This window comes from Neptuniibacter sp. QD37_11 (assembly GCF_047778105.1).
In the GTDB taxonomy this organism is placed as follows: Bacteria; Pseudomonadota; Gammaproteobacteria; order Pseudomonadales; family Balneatricaceae; genus Neptuniibacter.
This window is the reverse complement of the sequence record NZ_CP180552.1, coordinates 2,941,585-2,957,023: the sequence shown is the minus strand read 5'-3', so window position 1 is coordinate 2,957,023 and position 15,439 is coordinate 2,941,585. Positions and strand designations below refer to the sequence as shown.

Genomic DNA, 15,439 nt, shown 5'->3' with positions numbered 1-15,439 from the left:
AACTTTGAAAAATAATCAGTTTTTTTGCAAAAACAGTACGTAATTAGTTGACACAAAAACTCATTGCGATAATATACGCGCCGTTCCTGCGGAGGGATGGCTGAGTGGTCGAAAGCACTGGTCTTGAAAACCAGCGGTCCGAGAGGGCCCTAGGGTTCGAATCCCTATCCCTCCGCCATTTACTGGAACAGCAGTTCCCTGATAGCTCAGTTGGTAGAGCAGTAGACTGTTAATCTATTGGTCGCTGGTTCGAGTCCAGCTCAGGGAGCCATCTTAAGAGTTGGGTCGTTAGCTCAGTCGGTAGAGCAGTTGGCTTTTAACCAATTGGTCATAGGTTCGAATCCTATACGACCCACCACTCTTAAACTTCTTTAGCGAAATTCTTTCGCAATTTTATGTGGGTCGTTAGCTCAGTCGGTAGAGCAGTTGGCTTTTAACCAATTGGTCATAGGTTCGAATCCTATACGACCCACCACTTTCCTTAATTTGTACTTAGTTTTTCACTTGCTATAAGCAAGATAGTTTCGCCTTTCTGTCGTATAGGATGAGAACCGTTAAAGGTTCGATTCGGAAGGCGAAGCCTGTAGAGAACTATTCCCTTAAATAAAAGGGAGCTTGCGACGCTGGCCTGAAGGGCATTAGTAATCCTATACGACCCACCACTTTAAGAATCCAGCCTTGAGCTGGTTTTTTTATGCCTTAGATTCAGCACGGCTTCGCCGTTTAGGACGCCACTTCGTGGCTAGAGGACGCAGCTGCGCTGCTAGAGGACGGTTGTGCCTAGAGATCGCTTTGCTCGCTAGTTGTTGAAAAACCTTTATTAGCTATTCCTGCGCAAACGTAAAATCTTGTATAGTCACTAGCCACTAGCCACTAGCCACTAGCCTCTGATCCTAAATTTACTGAACTATTGATCCAGCTCTGACTCTATTTCTTGAATAACTGCTAAAGTTAGTGAGTGGTTTTTATACAGCTGTTTCTTTAGAGGGTTTTATGTTGCATCCCGACCAGTGGGTAATCGAGGAAAAGGATGATCTGGTGCCATTGGATAAGTGGCAGAAAACAGTGGATGTGATGGCGCGTATCTTTCAGGCTCCTGCGGGCTTTATTGTTCAGTATCGCCCAAAAGGCTATCAGGTAGTGATTGCCAGCGATCAGGAATCGAATCCATACCCTGCAGGGGTAGAGATTACGCCGGACACCAATATATTTTGTAAAAAAGTAGTTCAAGAAGGGCATGAGCTATATGTCAAAAATGCTCAAGAGGATTCTGCCTGGGATACCAACCCCGAAGTTGCTAATGATGGTTTTAGCTCCTACCTAGGTTTGCCGGTGCAGTGGCCATCGGGTGAGCCGTTTGGAACCATCTGTGTTATGGATTTTGAATCCACCGATTACCGCGCTGAATACATCGATTTGGTGAGTGAGTTTAGAGATCTGATCGAGGCTGATCTGCGTCTCCTTTCTCAGTATGAAGAGATTTCCAACCTGGCAATGACAGATGAGCTAACAGGGCTCTATAACCGTCGTGGATTTATGTCTGTCGCTACGCATTATTCGGTACTTGCTAAACGCACTGGAATGGCTCTAGGTTTGCTCTATTTGGATCTAGATGATCTTAAAGGGATAAATGATCAACAGGGTCATAGTTCGGGCGATCAGGCGCTTAAACGCCTTGCAGAAGCTATCCGAGGCGCTATCAGAGAAAATGATATCTCTGCGCGTATGTCTGGTGATGAGTTCGTCGTGCTCGCTGCTGCTGAGACGCAGGCCGACTTAGATAAAATCGCTGAGCGAATTAGCCAGGGGCTTAAGGAAAATCAGCTAAGTGTCAGTATTGGTAGTGTGATGCTGCAGGGTAATCAGGCGATTGAATATTGGCTGGAGCAGGCTGATAGTCGGATGTATCAGGATAAGAGTGGCTAGGTTTTAGTTGCTAGTTGCTAGTTGCTAGTTGCTAGTTGCTAGTTGCTAGTTGCTAGTTGCTAGGAAAGGACGCCACTGCGTGGATAGAGGACGGCTGCGCCTAGAAAAAAGCGTTGGTGTGGTTGTAGCTTCTGCTTTGTGCCATTAGCGGACATCTCAAATATTGCCAAGATGGTTTGCTTGATACATAGTTGGACACATGAATTATCAATCAGCATAAGAGCAAGGTAGAGCTTCTGAGATAATGAAATATGGTTTGCTGATAATCTTTTCCTTGTTAACCACCCATCTTCAAGCTTCTTGTTTACCTTTTCTGCCATACTCTGGTGGTCATGATTACGTTCGAGTTCAAACTGGAAGTCTTGCATTTAATCTCCCAGCAGGGTTTAAAATCTCCAAGACGGGAAAAACAGAATCTATCATCCGAGCACATGGGAATCATAAAGACTCAATAGAGTATGGCCTCATTACGGATTACTTCTTTAAAGAGTTCATTGAACTATCTAAAACGCTTGAAGTAATAAGTGAAACTCAGTGTGCGCGCTACCGTATCGATAGATATAAAGCTGAGCCATTTGGTGAAGAGGTTTTTATTACAGTCCTACGTGATGATGAAAACTATGTATTTCTATATACGAATAGCAAAGATCTTCACTCGGTAGTATTTGATTATGCAGAATGATGACATGAAAATGTCTGAATAGTGTCGGTAGGTGACTTTGTATTAGCCTTTCATAGAGGAAAAGGTTTTATGTATTTTAAGAAGGTATTAATCATTATTTTTAGCTTACTTGCCATTGGATGTAGCGATGAGCAAGCTTATGAAGCTCACTACCTTCCTTATACGAGCAGTTGCGAAGACGATGCTAAATGGCTGGATCGCTTTCTTAAAGATATAAGCTCTGATTCATTAACACGTATCATCACTGTAACCGACCACTTAAGAGCTCAAAGTAACTGGGGTGGTATTTTAGAAGTAAAAGTAAATCCTGATGCTAAGAATGTGCAGTTGGGAATAGATACTTATCTCATTAAATGTGGCCCCAATTCAACAGTCTCTTTTAGCGATTATCCCATTGAAAGCGAAATCAGGAAAAGAGTTTATAACTCAAAAACTATTGAGTATTCGGGCATATTGAGAAGTGGGTTTAGTGAAGATGGCAAGTTAGAGTTTTACTACTACAAGAGCCTAAATTGATCTGATGACCGCTAAGTGCCGTAAGCTGATATCCTAAATTTTCTTAGCTTTCTTAAACCATAAGTAACCATGAAAATCCTATCTACCGAACGACTTCTTCTGCGCTCTTGGCGAGATACTGATGCCCAACCATTCTTCGAGCAAATCAATTCCGACTTTGATGTGATGGGGTATTTCCCAAGTACGCTTTCTCGTGAGGAGAGTGATGCATTGGCGACTGAACTGCAGCGTCGTATTGATGTAAATGGTTGGGGTTTATGGGCTGTTGAGGAGAAGGCTTCTGGCCAGTTTATTGGCTTTGTTGGTTTGAATAGCCCTTTGACAGAGCTGCCTTTTACGCCTTGTGTTGAGGTGGGCTGGCGGTTGAGTAAAGCGTTTTGGAGTAAGGGCTACGCGACTGAGGCGGCTAAGAAGGCGCTGGAGTTTGCGTTTGTCGAGTTGGAGCTTGCTGAGGTGGTGTCGTTTACGTCGGTGTCTAACTTACGTTCTCAGGCGGTAATGACACGTTTGGGTCTGCGGGACACAGGGGAAAACTTCAACCATCCTGCTGTGCCATCGGAAAGCCCACTGTACGAACACGTATTGTTTAAAATCACGCGCGATGAGTGGGCTGAGCCGCTTTAGGCTTTAGATCAAGATGAAGCGTACTCGATCTTAGTTATCTCGTACCAAACTTCGCTGCCATCAGGTTTCTGTAAACAGACTTCTTCGCCAAGCTGCTTTTTCAGCAATAACTTTGCAAGGGGGGAATCCATAGAGATGTAATCAGAGCCTGCGCCTATCTCATCAGGGCCGACGATACGGTGGCGTTTTTCTTCATCGTCTTCATCTAACAGCGTAACCCAAGCACCGAAAAATACGGTATCGCGTTTATCTGGTGCTGGAGCGCGGTCTACTACCACCATATCTTCTAAGCGTTTGGAAAGGTAACGAACGCGGCGGTCAATTTCGCGCAGCTGCTTTTTGCCGTAGATATATTCTGCGTTCTCGGAGCGGTCCCCTTGAGCGGCAGCTTCCTTTACCGATTGGGTAATTTCAGGACGTTTTACCTTCCAAAGATATTTCAGCTCGTCGTTCAGCTCTTTATAGCCTTCGGCTGTAATGTATTTAGAACTGCGAGGTTGTGGTGGGCGCCATCTTCCCATGGTGGTTTTTCTCTAATTTTTTCTGTGATTTTCAGTAAAGAAGTTTAGCGTTTTGCCGATACAGTCGTCACTAGTTTCAACACTAGATTGTTAATTCCGGTTGTAGATAGGCTTTATGCGTACAGAACAGATTCAAACTCGAATAGAGGGCTATACCTCCAATCTGAGCCAAGCGGTTCAGAGTGGTAGTGGTGCGCAGTTCTCTATGCTGCTGAGTTTGATTCATTCTAACCAGCAGTTGATGAAGCCAGATGCTGTGCCTGCTGCGTCGGATGCAGAGTTTCGTTTACCGGAAACCCAGTCCAAATACCCTGATCCAAATGAGTTACATGATAGTCAGGTTGTAGAGCGATTGAATATGGCCGTGCATGACGGTTTAGTGGGTGATTTTGCCTATGTGAATGGCTATCTACATAGCCATAGCAATACGCCACGTCAGCAGCAATTATCGTCAGATGAGTACGCTAAGGTTGCGTTGATGTCGACCGGTCAGTTGATGATCGATGAGATTGAAAGCTCCCGTTCACAGATCCGTACGGCAGCTTAATTTAGTCACTAATTCAGGTGTTTAAGTACGCCACTGAATCTTTTCTGCTTCGCCCGCTTCTACTTTCCAATATTCATCTGGATCATCGCCGTCGTTCCAGCCGCCAGCAATGCTTCGAACTTGTGTGTCCATCTCAGAGGATGCCGCATGTGCGCAGTCTAGGTCTTGCGCCCAAGGGCTCTTATCTGATTTCAGCCATACGCTAGCCCATGCTTTGCCGGCCACTTTTTCGTGGATCATGACGGGTACGGAGTGATCACCGAAGCGAAGGTTCAGCTCGTGGATATTGCCTTTAGAGGAGATGATATCCATTTGGTCTGCATGTGACTGAAGCCAATTAGTGATTGAATCAAAAGAGCGATTCTTTACGTAGATTTCGATATCAGGGTGTCGGGTGTCAGTCATTTTTGTCGTCGCTAATAAAACGGATGATACGTAGTACGCTGAGGCTAAGATAACCTATGGCCGCCAGTATGATCCCTGCCACTATGATGATCAAGCCAATCAGGGCAAGAATCTCTTGAGCTACTGAGCTTTTCAATGCAAATTCGGCAGCGCCTAGGATAAGTACGCCGACAAAGAAGGCAACAAAGCCGATGCCAAAGATCACTAAATTTTGGCGAGGGTTGTCGGCTCTATGTTTTAGCCAGCGTTTCAGGGTTTGCTTCATAAGCGGGTAAATACGCCCAAATTCACATCTAGGGTGAGATCTAGCTGTTCTTGGTCGATGATTTTTTGTTGGGCTTCAGCTTTGAGACGCTGGCCGTGCGGGGTCATCGCCAATAAAGTGCTGATCTGCTCTGAGCTATTGAGTGAAAATTGGTAGTTCACTGTTACTTGTTTAGATAGCTCAAACTGCTCTTTTAGCGTATCAACCGGATTGAAGTGGCTCTCTCTAATCTCGCTGTAGATCAGTTTGCGTAGTTCGATCAGATGATCGGCACCGGGCCAAGCAACAATTAAACTGCTGCCGACTTTCATGGGCTTAGCCAGTGCTTCAGGCATTAAGCGGCTGAAGAGCACCAGTTGTAGGTCGAGCGACTGATTCGGTACTGGTGTATCAGCACCAGAAGCGACTAACCATTGAATCTCTTTGGTTCGAGCACAAGCAGCTTTTACCGCATGCTTGGAGATATCTAAGCCAGTGAGCTCCACAGATTGGCCGTTGGCTAGCAGATGCTGGTGGAGGCGGTCTGTGTAGTAACCTTCACCGCAGCCCATATCTAGAATGCGAGCGTTCTCTGTGCCTTTTATTTCGTCTAAAGCAAGCTGATTGATCTGGTCGGAGAGTGCTTGGTAGTGGCCGCCATCTAAAAACTGACGGCGGGCTTGTACCATCTCTGTATTGTCACCCGGATCTTTAGAGCGCTTTTTGTGGGCCAATAATAGATTCCAATAGCCCTGCCGCGCTGCATCAAAACTGTGGTTGTTATCGCAGCGCATATTTTTGCCCTGCTGTACCAGCAAGGATTTACAAACAGGGCAAGTGAGTTGCATTACTAGTCCTTAACCAGCAGGCGAGCCATAACGTTCTCGTAAAGATCAGATAGGGTATCTAGATCTTTGCAGCTGATGCGCTCGTTCACTTTGTGGATAGTCGCATTGATTGGGCCAAGCTCAACCACCTGTGCGCCTGTTGGTGCGATAAAGCGGCCATCAGAAGTACCACCAGACGTGGATAGTTCAGTGTCCTGACCTGTAATAGCTTTGATCGATTGCTGGCATGCTTCAACTAGATCGCCTTCAGCGGTTAGGAATGGGTTGCCAGAAAGCGTCCAGTCGATATCCCACTCTAGATTGTGCTTGTCTAGGATATCGCGAACACGGGTTTTTAGTTCATCCGCCGTTACTTCGGTAGAGAAGCGGAAGTTGAACATAATATCCACATGACCTGGTACAACGTTAGTTACGCCTGTACCCCCATTGATATTAGAGATCTGGAAGCTTGTTGGTGGGAAGAAATCGTTACCTTCATCCCAAACTTCAGCCGCTAGTTCTGCCAATGCAGGTGCAGCCATGTGAATTGGATTTTTTACTAGGTGTGGGTAGGCAACGTGACCTTGAACACCGCGAATAGTCAGTGCACCGCCAAGGGAGCCGCGACGACCGTTTTTAATAACATCGCCTACGTGTTCAGTACTTGATGGTTCGCCAACGATACACCAAGTGATCTTTTCGTTACGTGCTTCAAGATGATCAACTACACGAGTCGTACCATTCACCCATGGGCCTTCTTCGTCACTGGTGATCAGTAGCGCGATAGAGCCATCGTGATCTGGGTGGTGTTCTACAAAACGCTCTAGTGCTGTAATGAATGCCGCTAGGCTGCCTTTCATATCCGCTGCGCCACGACCGCAAAGCATACCTTGTTCGATATGCGCTTCGAATGGTGGGAACTCCCAGCGCTCTTCAGGGCCAGAAGGAACAACGTCAGTATGACCTGCAAAGCAGAAAACTGGACCAGAATCGCCACGGCGAGCCCAGAAGTTAGATACCTCTTCAAATTGAAGGCGCTCAATTTTGAAGCCTAGGGCCTCTAAGCGTTCAATCATGAGATCCTGACAGCCTGCGTCTTCAGGTGTTACAGAGCGGCGGCTGATTAGGTCTTTGGCCAATTCAATTGTTGGAGAGAGGTGCTGAGTCATAGTGAGGTTCCGTTAGGATGACGCGTGATATGGAGAAAGGCTAAAGCTGGAAGCTAAGCGTTATGAGTGCTGCTTAGTCGAGGCGGAGCTTAGTGAGGAAGCAGAGTTTACATGTAGTAAATGAGCATTCCGAACTAAGCTCCAACGCTGAATAAGCAAGCGCAATAGCTTAGAGCCAGCTTTTAGTTGTGCTTGTGTAGCTCTTCGTTCAACTCAATCGCAGACTTGTTAGTCTTAACTTCGATGCGACCGTTCTGAGAGTTACGACGGAACAATAGGTCTGGCTTGCCAGCAAGGTCAGCAGCTTTAACCGTGCTAACTTCGTTGTTCTGATCGTCAAGGATCGTTACTTTAGAGCCAGCTGTTACGTATAGACCCGCTTCTAGCGTACAACGATCGCCTAGTGGTAGACCTAGACCTGCGTTTGCGCCTAGTAGGCAGTTTTCGCCAACAGAGATCACAACGTTGTTACCGCCAGATAGTGTACCCATAGTAGAGCAACCACCACCTAGGTCAGAACCGTTACCTACAACAACACCTGCAGAGATACGGCCTTCGATCATGCTTACGCCAAGTGTACCAGCGTTGAAGTTTACGAAGCCTTCGTGCATTACAGTAGTGCCTTCACCTACGTGAGCACCTAGACGTACACGAGAAGCATCACCGATACGGATACCAGCAGGTACAACGTAATCAGTCATTTTCGGGAACTTATCAACAGAGTTAACTGTTAGAATGCGGCCTTGAGCACGTGCAGCTAGCTGACGCTTTGGTAGGTCGTCTAGAGATACAGCGCCTTCGTTAGTCCAAGCAACGTTTGGTAGAAGACCGAAGATACCAGTTAGGTTGATACCGTGTGGCTGAACTAGACGGTGAGAAAGAAGAGAAAGCTTTAGGTAAGCTTCTGCAGTGCTTGTTGGATTCTCGTCAGACTCAAGGATGCACAGTACTAGTGGCTGTTGAGTGCCTTCTAGGATCTCTACGATCTCAGCTTGGTCTTCAGCGCCTACAGATAGGAATGCAGCTTCTAGATCTTTTAGCTGAGCTTCTTTGATTTCGATTGCAGCGTTGCCACCTGTGTAGTCAACTTTTTCAGCAACAGCGTTAACCATCGCATCGTCTGCGTTCAGCAGTGGTGCGTTGTAATAAACTTCTAGCAGTTCGCCAGCAGAGGACTTAGTGCCTACACCCAAACCGAATGCAAAATTCGCCATGATATTCTCCAGAAATATAAAATTTAAAATTCGTTACGTTGTTGCAGCGCGCTTAGCTGAAAAGCGCTGCGTATTCTGTATCTTTAAAACCTACTTTGCGTTCACTTCCGGTATCCAGAAGGGGGCGCTTGATCATTGCTGGGTGCTCCAGCATTAGCGCAATGGCAGAGGCTTCATTAATATTGTTCTTTACTTCGTCTGGCTGCTGACGCCATGTAGTACCGCGCTTATTTAGCAGTAGTTCCCAACCTAGCTCATCGATCCAAGCTTTCAACTGTGCTTCTTCTAGGCCGTTTTTGCGGTAATCGTGGAACTGGTAATCTACACCGTTCGCTTCCAGCCATTTTTTAGCTTTCTTGATTGTGTCGCAGTTAGGAATGCCATACATAGTAATCATATGGGGATTAATCTCCGGCCTTAAAGTGATTCGACGTATTCGCGGATACGATTTGCTGCTTCTACGCACTCTTCAACGGTTGCAACTAGTGCCATGCGTACAAAACCCGCACCCGGAAGGGTGCCATCGGTTTCGCGAGATAGGTAGCTACCCGGAAGTACAGTTACGTTTTGAGAGGCGAACAAACCTTGTGCGAACTTATCATCAGCAATCGGTGTTTTAACCCACAGGTAGAAGCTCGCATCTGGGCGCTGAACTTCCATTACAGGCTCTAGGATACGGATAACGCTGTCGAACTTGTGACGGTACTGGTCACGGTTATCGAGTACGTGATCTTCATCGTTCCATGCTGCAATAGACGCTAGCTGATGCTGAATCGGCATAGAGCAACCGTGGTATGTACGGTAAGACAGGAACGGTTGTAGCAGTTTTGCATCGCCTGCAACAAAGCCTGAGCGTAGACCCGGTAGGTTAGAGCGCTTGGACAGACTGTGCATAACGATACAGTTTTTGTAATCGTCACGGCCAAGCTCTGCGCATGCTTGTAGAAGACCTACTGGCGCGTTCTCTTCGTCTAGGTAGATCTCGGAGTAACATTCATCAGATGCAACGATGAAATCGTATTTGTCAGAAAGCGCGATTAGCTTCTTCAATGTTTCCAGATCAGTTACTGCACCTGTTGGGTTGCTTGGGGAGCATAGGAATAATAGCTGGCAGCGCTGCCACACATCTTCTGGTACTGCGTCGTAATCAGGAATAAAACCGTTTTCTGGCAGGCAGTTTAGGTAATATGGCTCTGCGCCAGATAGGTACGCCGCACCTTCATAGATCTGATAAAACGGGTTTGGAGATACCACTAATGCGTCAGGCGCGCGGTTAACTGCTGCTTGTGTGAAAGCGAAGATCGCTTCACGTGTACCGTTAACAGGCAGCACGTGATCGTCAGCCGTTAGCGTGTTTTCATTCAGGCTAAAGCGACGAGTACACCAGTCGGCAATTGCTTGGCGTAGCTCTGGCAAACCTTTAGTTGTAGGGTAGTTTGCCAGCTTGTCCATGTTTTTAATTAGGCACTCCGCCACGAATGGAGGTGACGGGTGTTTAGGTTCGCCGATAGAAAGTGCGATGTGCTCTTTATCCGAAGGCGGTGTTACTTCCGCTTTCAGCGCAGTCAATTTTTCAAATGGGTATGGCTGTAACAGACTCAGATCGCGATTCATACGGGTCCTTTAAGTGCCCAAGTCGGGGCTCACTAATGAAAAGATGAAGCAAAATTAGGCGCAAAATTATACCTGAGAACAGCACTAGGATTAAGACCTAATTTTTTGCCTTAAAATATAACCTTTTGTAGATTTTAGGCGGTATTTGGCAGTTTATGGCTCTGAATAGGTATGAAGATATGATCAAACCGAACTATGCTGATGGATATCACAAAAAAGGTAGGGTTTTATGACTACCGAAAGACGAATATATCCGCGTATCAATACGAATATTCCTGCAGAGCTTTCCACGCAAGATGGGGTTTCGGTCGACGTTGCTCTGATTAACATCAGTTTGGGGGGCATGTTGGTTGAAGGTGGGCCTGATATGAACCAGTTGAAACCGCCTATTGTCGGAGCTCCCCTAGAGATTTATGTCCATTTTGGTCTAAATGATCAGCCGATACATTGCTTATGCCGAGTGGTCTATAACCAGCGCCAATCTCAGCATTGTATGCGCTACGGCTTAGCCATCTTGAGTATTGATGACCAAGCCGCGGAAAGTTTGCAGAGCTTTATTAAATCCAAACTTAACTAGTAACTTGAGAGCTAGTTTCTTTGCGAGGCTCTTCAGGTAGATCTAGACTTTTGAGACCGAAAAACTGACGGATATTTTCGATATAGGTCAATGTTGCAGGCACAAATAGAAGAATCAGCAATGTGCCGTAAGCCAAGCCAAAGACGATGGATACCGCCATTGGGATGAGGAACTGTGCTTGCAGGGAGGTCTCAAACAGAATCGGTGTTAGGCCTGCAATCGTTGTGAGCGAGGTTAACAGTACCGCACGCAAACGTTGGCAGGCTGCTTCCTCTATTGCTTCTTCAATCGCCAGCCCCTGTTTTCTTAATTGCTTATAGAACGTCACCAAAACGATAGAGTCATTGATGACGATACCGGATAAGCCGAAGAAGCCGAATAGGGACAGAATGGTCAAACTTAAGCCCATAATGCCATGGCCTAAGATCGCACCGGTCAGCCCTAGAGGGATAGCTAGCATCACTGCAATTGGCCAACTATAAGAAGCAAAAACCCAAGCCAGAATTATAAAGATCAGAACAAGGGCGAGGAGAAGCCCGAGCTTCATATCATCCAGTGTTTCACGTTGGCTCTTATTCTTACCTTCAAAGCTGGCTTCGATGCCGTATTGGCTTAACACGCTATCGAGTTTGCCTGCTTTAAGGTCTTCGATTATTTCATCAGCATTGGCTGCGCTTTCATCCAGATCAGCTGTGACTTTGATGGAAAGTTTGCCATCCACGCGTGTTAAAGTATCTAAGCCTTGTTGTGCTCTAAAGGTCACAATATTGCTTAACGGTGTTGTACCGCCGTTAGGAAGTACGATTGGAAGTTGTTCTATGCTGCTAAGGCGATCGCGTTCCTCTTTGGGCAGTTGGATACGGACCTCAATTTCATCCCGATTATCATAGAAGTTTTGCACTTCCATACCATCAAAGGCGGTACGTAGTTGTCGGCCGACGCTGTCTAATGTCATCCCTGCTGATTTCCCCGCAGGTGTTAGCGCGTAGATCAGCTGCGATTTGCCGAAGGGGAGATCGTCATCAATATTGTTTAAGCCAACATAGCCTTTTAGCACCTCTTGAAGATCTAAAGAGGCTTGCTTAAGTACATGAATATCGGTGCCAGATAGCTTTATCTCGATCGGCTTTCCAGGTGGGCCGCTGGTGCTGACATCAATAGAAAATTTTTCTACCCCTGCGGGTACTTGGATTCGGCTACGCCACTCTTTATTAAATTGAGAGGTGGAATATTTACGATAATCACCCGGATTAAATTCTACTAATAGCGATGCAAATTCATCACCACGGCTACCTGATGAGGTGGTGCGGGAAAAAGAAGCTTTTCGCAAACGCTGGAAAGCGACTTTAATATTATCCCCGCCTAAGGCCTCATCGGCATCGGCTAAGGTCTCGTCCAGATGCTGAACAAAGCGCTCAACTTCTGCAAAGTCAGTACCCGAAACAAATTGAACATTGGCGGTCATTACATCGCGTTCAACAGCTGGGAAAAAGGTGAACTTGACTCGTCCCCCAGAGACCAAACCTATGGCGATAATAAAAACTGCAAAAGCGCTGGCAATGGTTGCTCCGCGGTATTTTATCGCGAATTTAACTAGCTTACGGAAGTGGATCTCTTTAAAACGGTTAAAACCTTCATCTAAACGAATGCGTAACTTCGACGGATGAAGGTCCTCTGCTTTCTTGATGCTGTGGTGCAGGTGCCCTGGCAAGATCAGGAAGCATTCAACGAGTGATGCCAGAATTACACAGATCACCACGGTAGGGATATCGATAAGAATACTGCCGATATGCCCACCGATCAAAAGTAGCGGCAAGAAGGCAGCGATGGTCGTCATGGAAGAGGCCATAACCGGAGCCAGCATGCGATGCGCACCGCCTATGGCGGCCTGTAAACCCGGTTCGCCACGTTGCACGTGGGTCAGCGTGTCTTCCCCGACCACAATAGCATCATCTACGATTATCCCCAGTGCCATGATCAAGCCAAACAGGCTGATCATATTGATGGTGCCGCCAATACCATAAAGGATGGCTAGCGTAGCCATAAAGGAGACAGGGATACCAATGGTGACCCAAAACGCTACGCGAGCATTTAGGAATAGAAACAGAATGGCGATAACTAGGATCAAGCCACCTAAGCCGTTTTTCAGTAGTAAATTGATACGCTGTTGAACCGGTTGCCAACGCTCATCATAGGTAACCATAGTGATGTTTGATGGCAGTGTCGGACGCGTTTCCTCTAGCCATTTATTGAGAATATCCGCCGATTTTAGGGTGTCTTGATTTTCGGTTCGACGAAGGCGAATCATGACCGCAGGTTCGCCTTTGTATTTTAAAAGAACCTGATTGTCTTTAGTGCCTAGAGATACATCAGCGATATCACCAAGTCTGACTAATCGGCCATTACTGTCGGTAATAATCGGCAGTTGGCGGAAGCCTTCTACATCTCTTTGCTGATTTAGACTGCGGATCTGACGTGAACCATCACCCTTGGCGGCGGTACCTGCTGGCAGGTCTAAACTGCGTAGGCGGATGCTATTGGCTACCTGCATCATTGTCATATCCAACTCATTGAGTTGGGCCGCCGGTAGTTCTATTTGAATCTGTTTTTCCGGTAAGCCGGTAAAGTCGACTTTGTTGATACCTCGATCTAATAGCTCTTGTTCAAAACGCTGTGCAAAAGGGCGAAGCTCTTCTATGGAGCCATTTGAAGAGCTAAGGATAAGGCTGGCGATCTGCTCATAGCGCAGGATACGTTGTACCAGTGGCTCGTTGATATCAGAGGGTAGCTCGCTACGGACATTGTCTATCTTCTGCTTTACCTCATCTAAGAGGTAATCAACGTCACTGTCTTCATCCACCTCTATACGAATCGAGGCTGAGCCTTGGATTGCAGTTGAATATAAGGTTTCGATGCCTGTGAGGGATTTTAGCGATTCCTCAACAGGCAATACGATTGAACTCTCAATATCCTCTGCAGCCGCGCCACTCCAAGGTACGGAAACTGTAATCACATCGCGTTCGAACGATGGGAAGAACTGTGTGTTGAGTTTATTTAGGCCCCAAATACCGGCCAAAATCATCAGCAGCATGAATAGATTGGCAGCAACGCGATGACTTGCGAAAACAGCAGTGAGGTTCTGCAGTGGGCCTTGGTAGTTATTCATCTTTCGCACCAGTTGCAGCGACTACCTCGGGCGCGTTTACGTCTTTAACTCTGAGTCCAGAAATAGCATTCGGCAGTTGAGTTGTAATGATCTGGTCACCACTCAAAAGCTGAGGGCTGCGAATAAGCACAACAGGGTTACCTTGTTGATCACTACTGTCACCAATACGTTCAACGTCGAGTCCTTGCATACGACCATCTTTGAGCAGATAGATACGGTTTAAACCATAAAGCGCCATAGGTGGAAGCGCGATTGTCTGTTCTACAGCAGGTAGATCTACGGCGATCGCTAAGGAGCGGCCAGGTTCAGGCACATTTTGCTTGTCGGTGATTTTGAAGAGGGCGTCAACACCGGCACGACCACCATCAACTTCGGCAGCGATGCGATCAAGTTCTAGCTTTAGCGTCTCTCCATCCAACTGAGCGGTAGCTTGAATGACGGAGTTTATTTCTCGATTGCGAAGGTTAGCTAATACTCTATTAGGGATTTGAGCACGCACTTCTAAACGATCGGTACTATATAGATCTAGCAGTGGATCACCGGCACGAACGCGATTCCCAGGCGCTACATGTAAGCGTGCAACCCGGCCTATAAACGGTGCCTTAATGGCGGTGCGATCAAGGTCCAATATTGCCGCATCTAAAAGGCTTGTGGCGCGTTTTAATTGTGACTCTAGCTGAGCTAAACGGTTGGGGTGATCAGCAATGGCTTGTTCCCGTTGAGTGACTGCTAGGGTCTGCTGGTGGTATGCACTACGTGCACTATCAAGTTGATCCTGACTGCTTACTTTACGTTTGATCAGGTTTTGGTAGCGAGTAACTGCTTTAAGGCTTAATTGCTGTAGCTTTTGTTCAATCGCTAATGATTTCTGATCAGTTTGATAACGTATTTTTTCGGCATCAATCTGTGCTTTAAAACTATCGACATCAGCTTGGCGTTGCGCGACTAGCAGTTGAGCATCACTGCTGTCGAGCTGAATGAGTGCTTCATTCAAGGCGATGTTTTTACCTTCATCGGTATCTACCGCCTCGACAAAAGCTGTGACAGCCGCGGTGATATGGGTCATGCGTGGAGATTCGACTTTGCCGTATAGAACGAGGTTAGGCTGGTGGATACTGGGTTCTGCCGAGATGGTTTTTACGCTCCATACTTTCTCTTCGATCTTTTTCGAAGGAGCCTGAGGTTTGGTACTTTTAAGGAAATAGAAGACCCCGCAGGCGAAGGCAAAGATAATCAGAGGGATCAATCGCCTAATCCAAATAGATGAACTAGATGAGGTAGTGCTGCTCATATTATTTTCCATTGCTCAGGTGGAAATGTGACTTAGGAACATAGTAGCTGAATATGATCTACAGGTTCAGTAATTGTTGCGTTTCTTTACAATTTTAGTGTGCATGCTAACTTATT

At 46.5% G+C, this 15,439-nt stretch carries 16 protein-coding genes and 4 tRNA genes; 10 read left to right on the top strand and 10 right to left on the bottom strand.

Annotated features, from left to right (window positions below):
• The first annotated feature begins 90 nt into the window (after positions 1 to 90).
• The 8 genes from ACMXYT_RS13865 to ACMXYT_RS13830 all read left to right on the top strand — a co-directional run bounded on the left by ACMXYT_RS13865 (position 91) and on the right by ACMXYT_RS13830 (position 3,748).
• A tRNA-Ser gene (locus ACMXYT_RS13865) sits at positions 91 to 178 on the top strand.
• Positions 179 to 195: 17 nt separating this feature from the next.
• Positions 196 to 271 (top strand) — tRNA-Asn (locus ACMXYT_RS13860).
• 11 nt (positions 272 to 282) lie between these two features.
• Positions 283 to 358: transfer RNA gene (locus ACMXYT_RS13855), tRNA-Lys, on the top strand.
• A gap of 41 nt (positions 359 to 399) precedes the next feature.
• Positions 400 to 475: transfer RNA gene (locus ACMXYT_RS13850), tRNA-Lys, on the top strand.
• A 518-nt stretch (positions 476 to 993) separates the two neighbouring features.
• Entirely contained in the window at positions 994 to 1,926 is a 933-nt protein-coding gene (locus ACMXYT_RS13845) for a diguanylate cyclase (protein ID WP_415911583.1), read from the top strand.
• 256 nt (positions 1,927 to 2,182) lie between these two features.
• The gene (locus ACMXYT_RS13840) at positions 2,183 to 2,608 is read left to right on the top strand and encodes a hypothetical protein (protein ID WP_415911582.1); all 426 of its coding nucleotides are present in this window, start codon (positions 2,183 to 2,185) and stop codon (positions 2,606 to 2,608) included.
• Positions 2,609 to 2,677: 69 nt separating this feature from the next.
• Positions 2,678 to 3,124 (top strand): hypothetical protein, encoded by a 447-nt coding sequence (locus tag ACMXYT_RS13835; RefSeq protein WP_415911581.1) that lies wholly within the window; start codon positions 2,678 to 2,680, stop codon positions 3,122 to 3,124.
• 69 nt (positions 3,125 to 3,193) lie between these two features.
• Positions 3,194 to 3,748, top strand: coding sequence for a GNAT family N-acetyltransferase (locus ACMXYT_RS13830; protein WP_415911580.1), 555 nt, complete (start codon positions 3,194 to 3,196; stop codon positions 3,746 to 3,748).
• Between the two features lie 8 nt (positions 3,749 to 3,756).
• Here ACMXYT_RS13830 and greB read toward each other — a convergent pair whose 3' ends face one another.
• Positions 3,757 to 4,269 (bottom strand): transcription elongation factor GreB, encoded by a 513-nt coding sequence (gene greB, locus ACMXYT_RS13825; RefSeq protein WP_415911579.1) that lies wholly within the window; start codon positions 4,267 to 4,269, stop codon positions 3,757 to 3,759.
• 115 nt (positions 4,270 to 4,384) lie between these two features.
• Here greB and ACMXYT_RS13820 point away from each other — a divergent pair, with 115 nt between their 5' ends.
• Positions 4,385 to 4,816, top strand: coding sequence for a hypothetical protein (locus ACMXYT_RS13820; RefSeq protein ID WP_415904409.1), 432 nt, complete (start codon positions 4,385 to 4,387; stop codon positions 4,814 to 4,816).
• 21 nt (positions 4,817 to 4,837) lie between these two features.
• Here ACMXYT_RS13820 and ACMXYT_RS13815 read toward each other — a convergent pair whose 3' ends face one another.
• The 7 genes from ACMXYT_RS13815 to dapC form a co-directional block, all read right to left on the bottom strand.
• Complete coding sequence (locus ACMXYT_RS13815) at positions 4,838 to 5,221, bottom strand: hypothetical protein (protein WP_415882346.1); 384 nt, start codon at positions 5,219 to 5,221, stop codon at positions 4,838 to 4,840.
• Positions 5,214 to 5,486 carry a hypothetical protein gene (locus ACMXYT_RS13810; protein ID WP_415882345.1) on the bottom strand — a complete coding sequence of 91 codons (273 nt, stop codon included), beginning with the start codon at positions 5,484 to 5,486 and terminating at the stop codon, positions 5,214 to 5,216. Before ACMXYT_RS13810 ends, ACMXYT_RS13815 begins: the two co-directional genes overlap by 8 nt.
• On the bottom strand, positions 5,483 to 6,313 hold the full coding sequence (locus tag ACMXYT_RS13805) for a putative RNA methyltransferase (RefSeq protein ID WP_415911578.1): 831 nt from the start codon (positions 6,311 to 6,313) through the stop codon (positions 5,483 to 5,485). Before ACMXYT_RS13805 ends, ACMXYT_RS13810 begins: the two co-directional genes overlap by 4 nt.
• A 2-nt stretch (positions 6,314 to 6,315) precedes the next feature.
• Positions 6,316 to 7,461 carry a succinyl-diaminopimelate desuccinylase gene (dapE, locus tag ACMXYT_RS13800; protein WP_415901981.1) on the bottom strand — a complete coding sequence of 382 codons (1,146 nt, stop codon included), beginning with the start codon at positions 7,459 to 7,461 and terminating at the stop codon, positions 6,316 to 6,318.
• 182 nt (positions 7,462 to 7,643) lie between these two features.
• Positions 7,644 to 8,675, bottom strand: a complete 1,032-nt coding sequence (gene dapD / locus ACMXYT_RS13795) for a 2,3,4,5-tetrahydropyridine-2,6-dicarboxylate N-succinyltransferase (RefSeq protein WP_415911577.1) — start codon at positions 8,673 to 8,675, stop codon at positions 7,644 to 7,646.
• Between the two features lie 52 nt (positions 8,676 to 8,727).
• Positions 8,728 to 9,072: an ArsC family reductase gene (locus tag ACMXYT_RS13790; RefSeq protein ID WP_415911576.1), complete on the bottom strand. Its 345-nt coding sequence runs from the start codon at positions 9,070 to 9,072 to the stop codon at positions 8,728 to 8,730.
• A gap of 20 nt (positions 9,073 to 9,092) precedes the next feature.
• A complete protein-coding gene (dapC, locus tag ACMXYT_RS13785; protein WP_415911575.1) occupies positions 9,093 to 10,289 on the bottom strand; it encodes a succinyldiaminopimelate transaminase in 1,197 nt (398 codons plus the stop codon).
• 229 nt (positions 10,290 to 10,518) lie between these two features.
• On the opposite strand from dapC, the gene ACMXYT_RS13780 reads away from it, so the two are divergent.
• A complete protein-coding gene (locus ACMXYT_RS13780) occupies positions 10,519 to 10,866 on the top strand; it encodes a PilZ domain-containing protein (RefSeq protein ID WP_415911574.1) in 348 nt (115 codons plus the stop codon).
• On the opposite strand, the gene ACMXYT_RS13775 is transcribed toward ACMXYT_RS13780, so the two are convergent.
• Together ACMXYT_RS13775 and ACMXYT_RS13770 are read right to left on the bottom strand one after the other, a co-directional pair.
• A complete protein-coding gene (locus ACMXYT_RS13775) occupies positions 10,859 to 14,032 on the bottom strand; it encodes an efflux RND transporter permease subunit (RefSeq protein WP_415911573.1) in 3,174 nt (1,057 codons plus the stop codon). The genes ACMXYT_RS13780 and ACMXYT_RS13775 overlap by 8 nt on opposite strands.
• Positions 14,025 to 15,323, bottom strand: a complete 1,299-nt coding sequence (locus ACMXYT_RS13770) for an efflux RND transporter periplasmic adaptor subunit (protein ID WP_415904403.1) — start codon at positions 15,321 to 15,323, stop codon at positions 14,025 to 14,027. The genes ACMXYT_RS13775 and ACMXYT_RS13770 overlap by 8 nt, the downstream gene beginning before the upstream one ends.
• Positions 15,324 to 15,439: the final 116 nt, after the last annotated feature.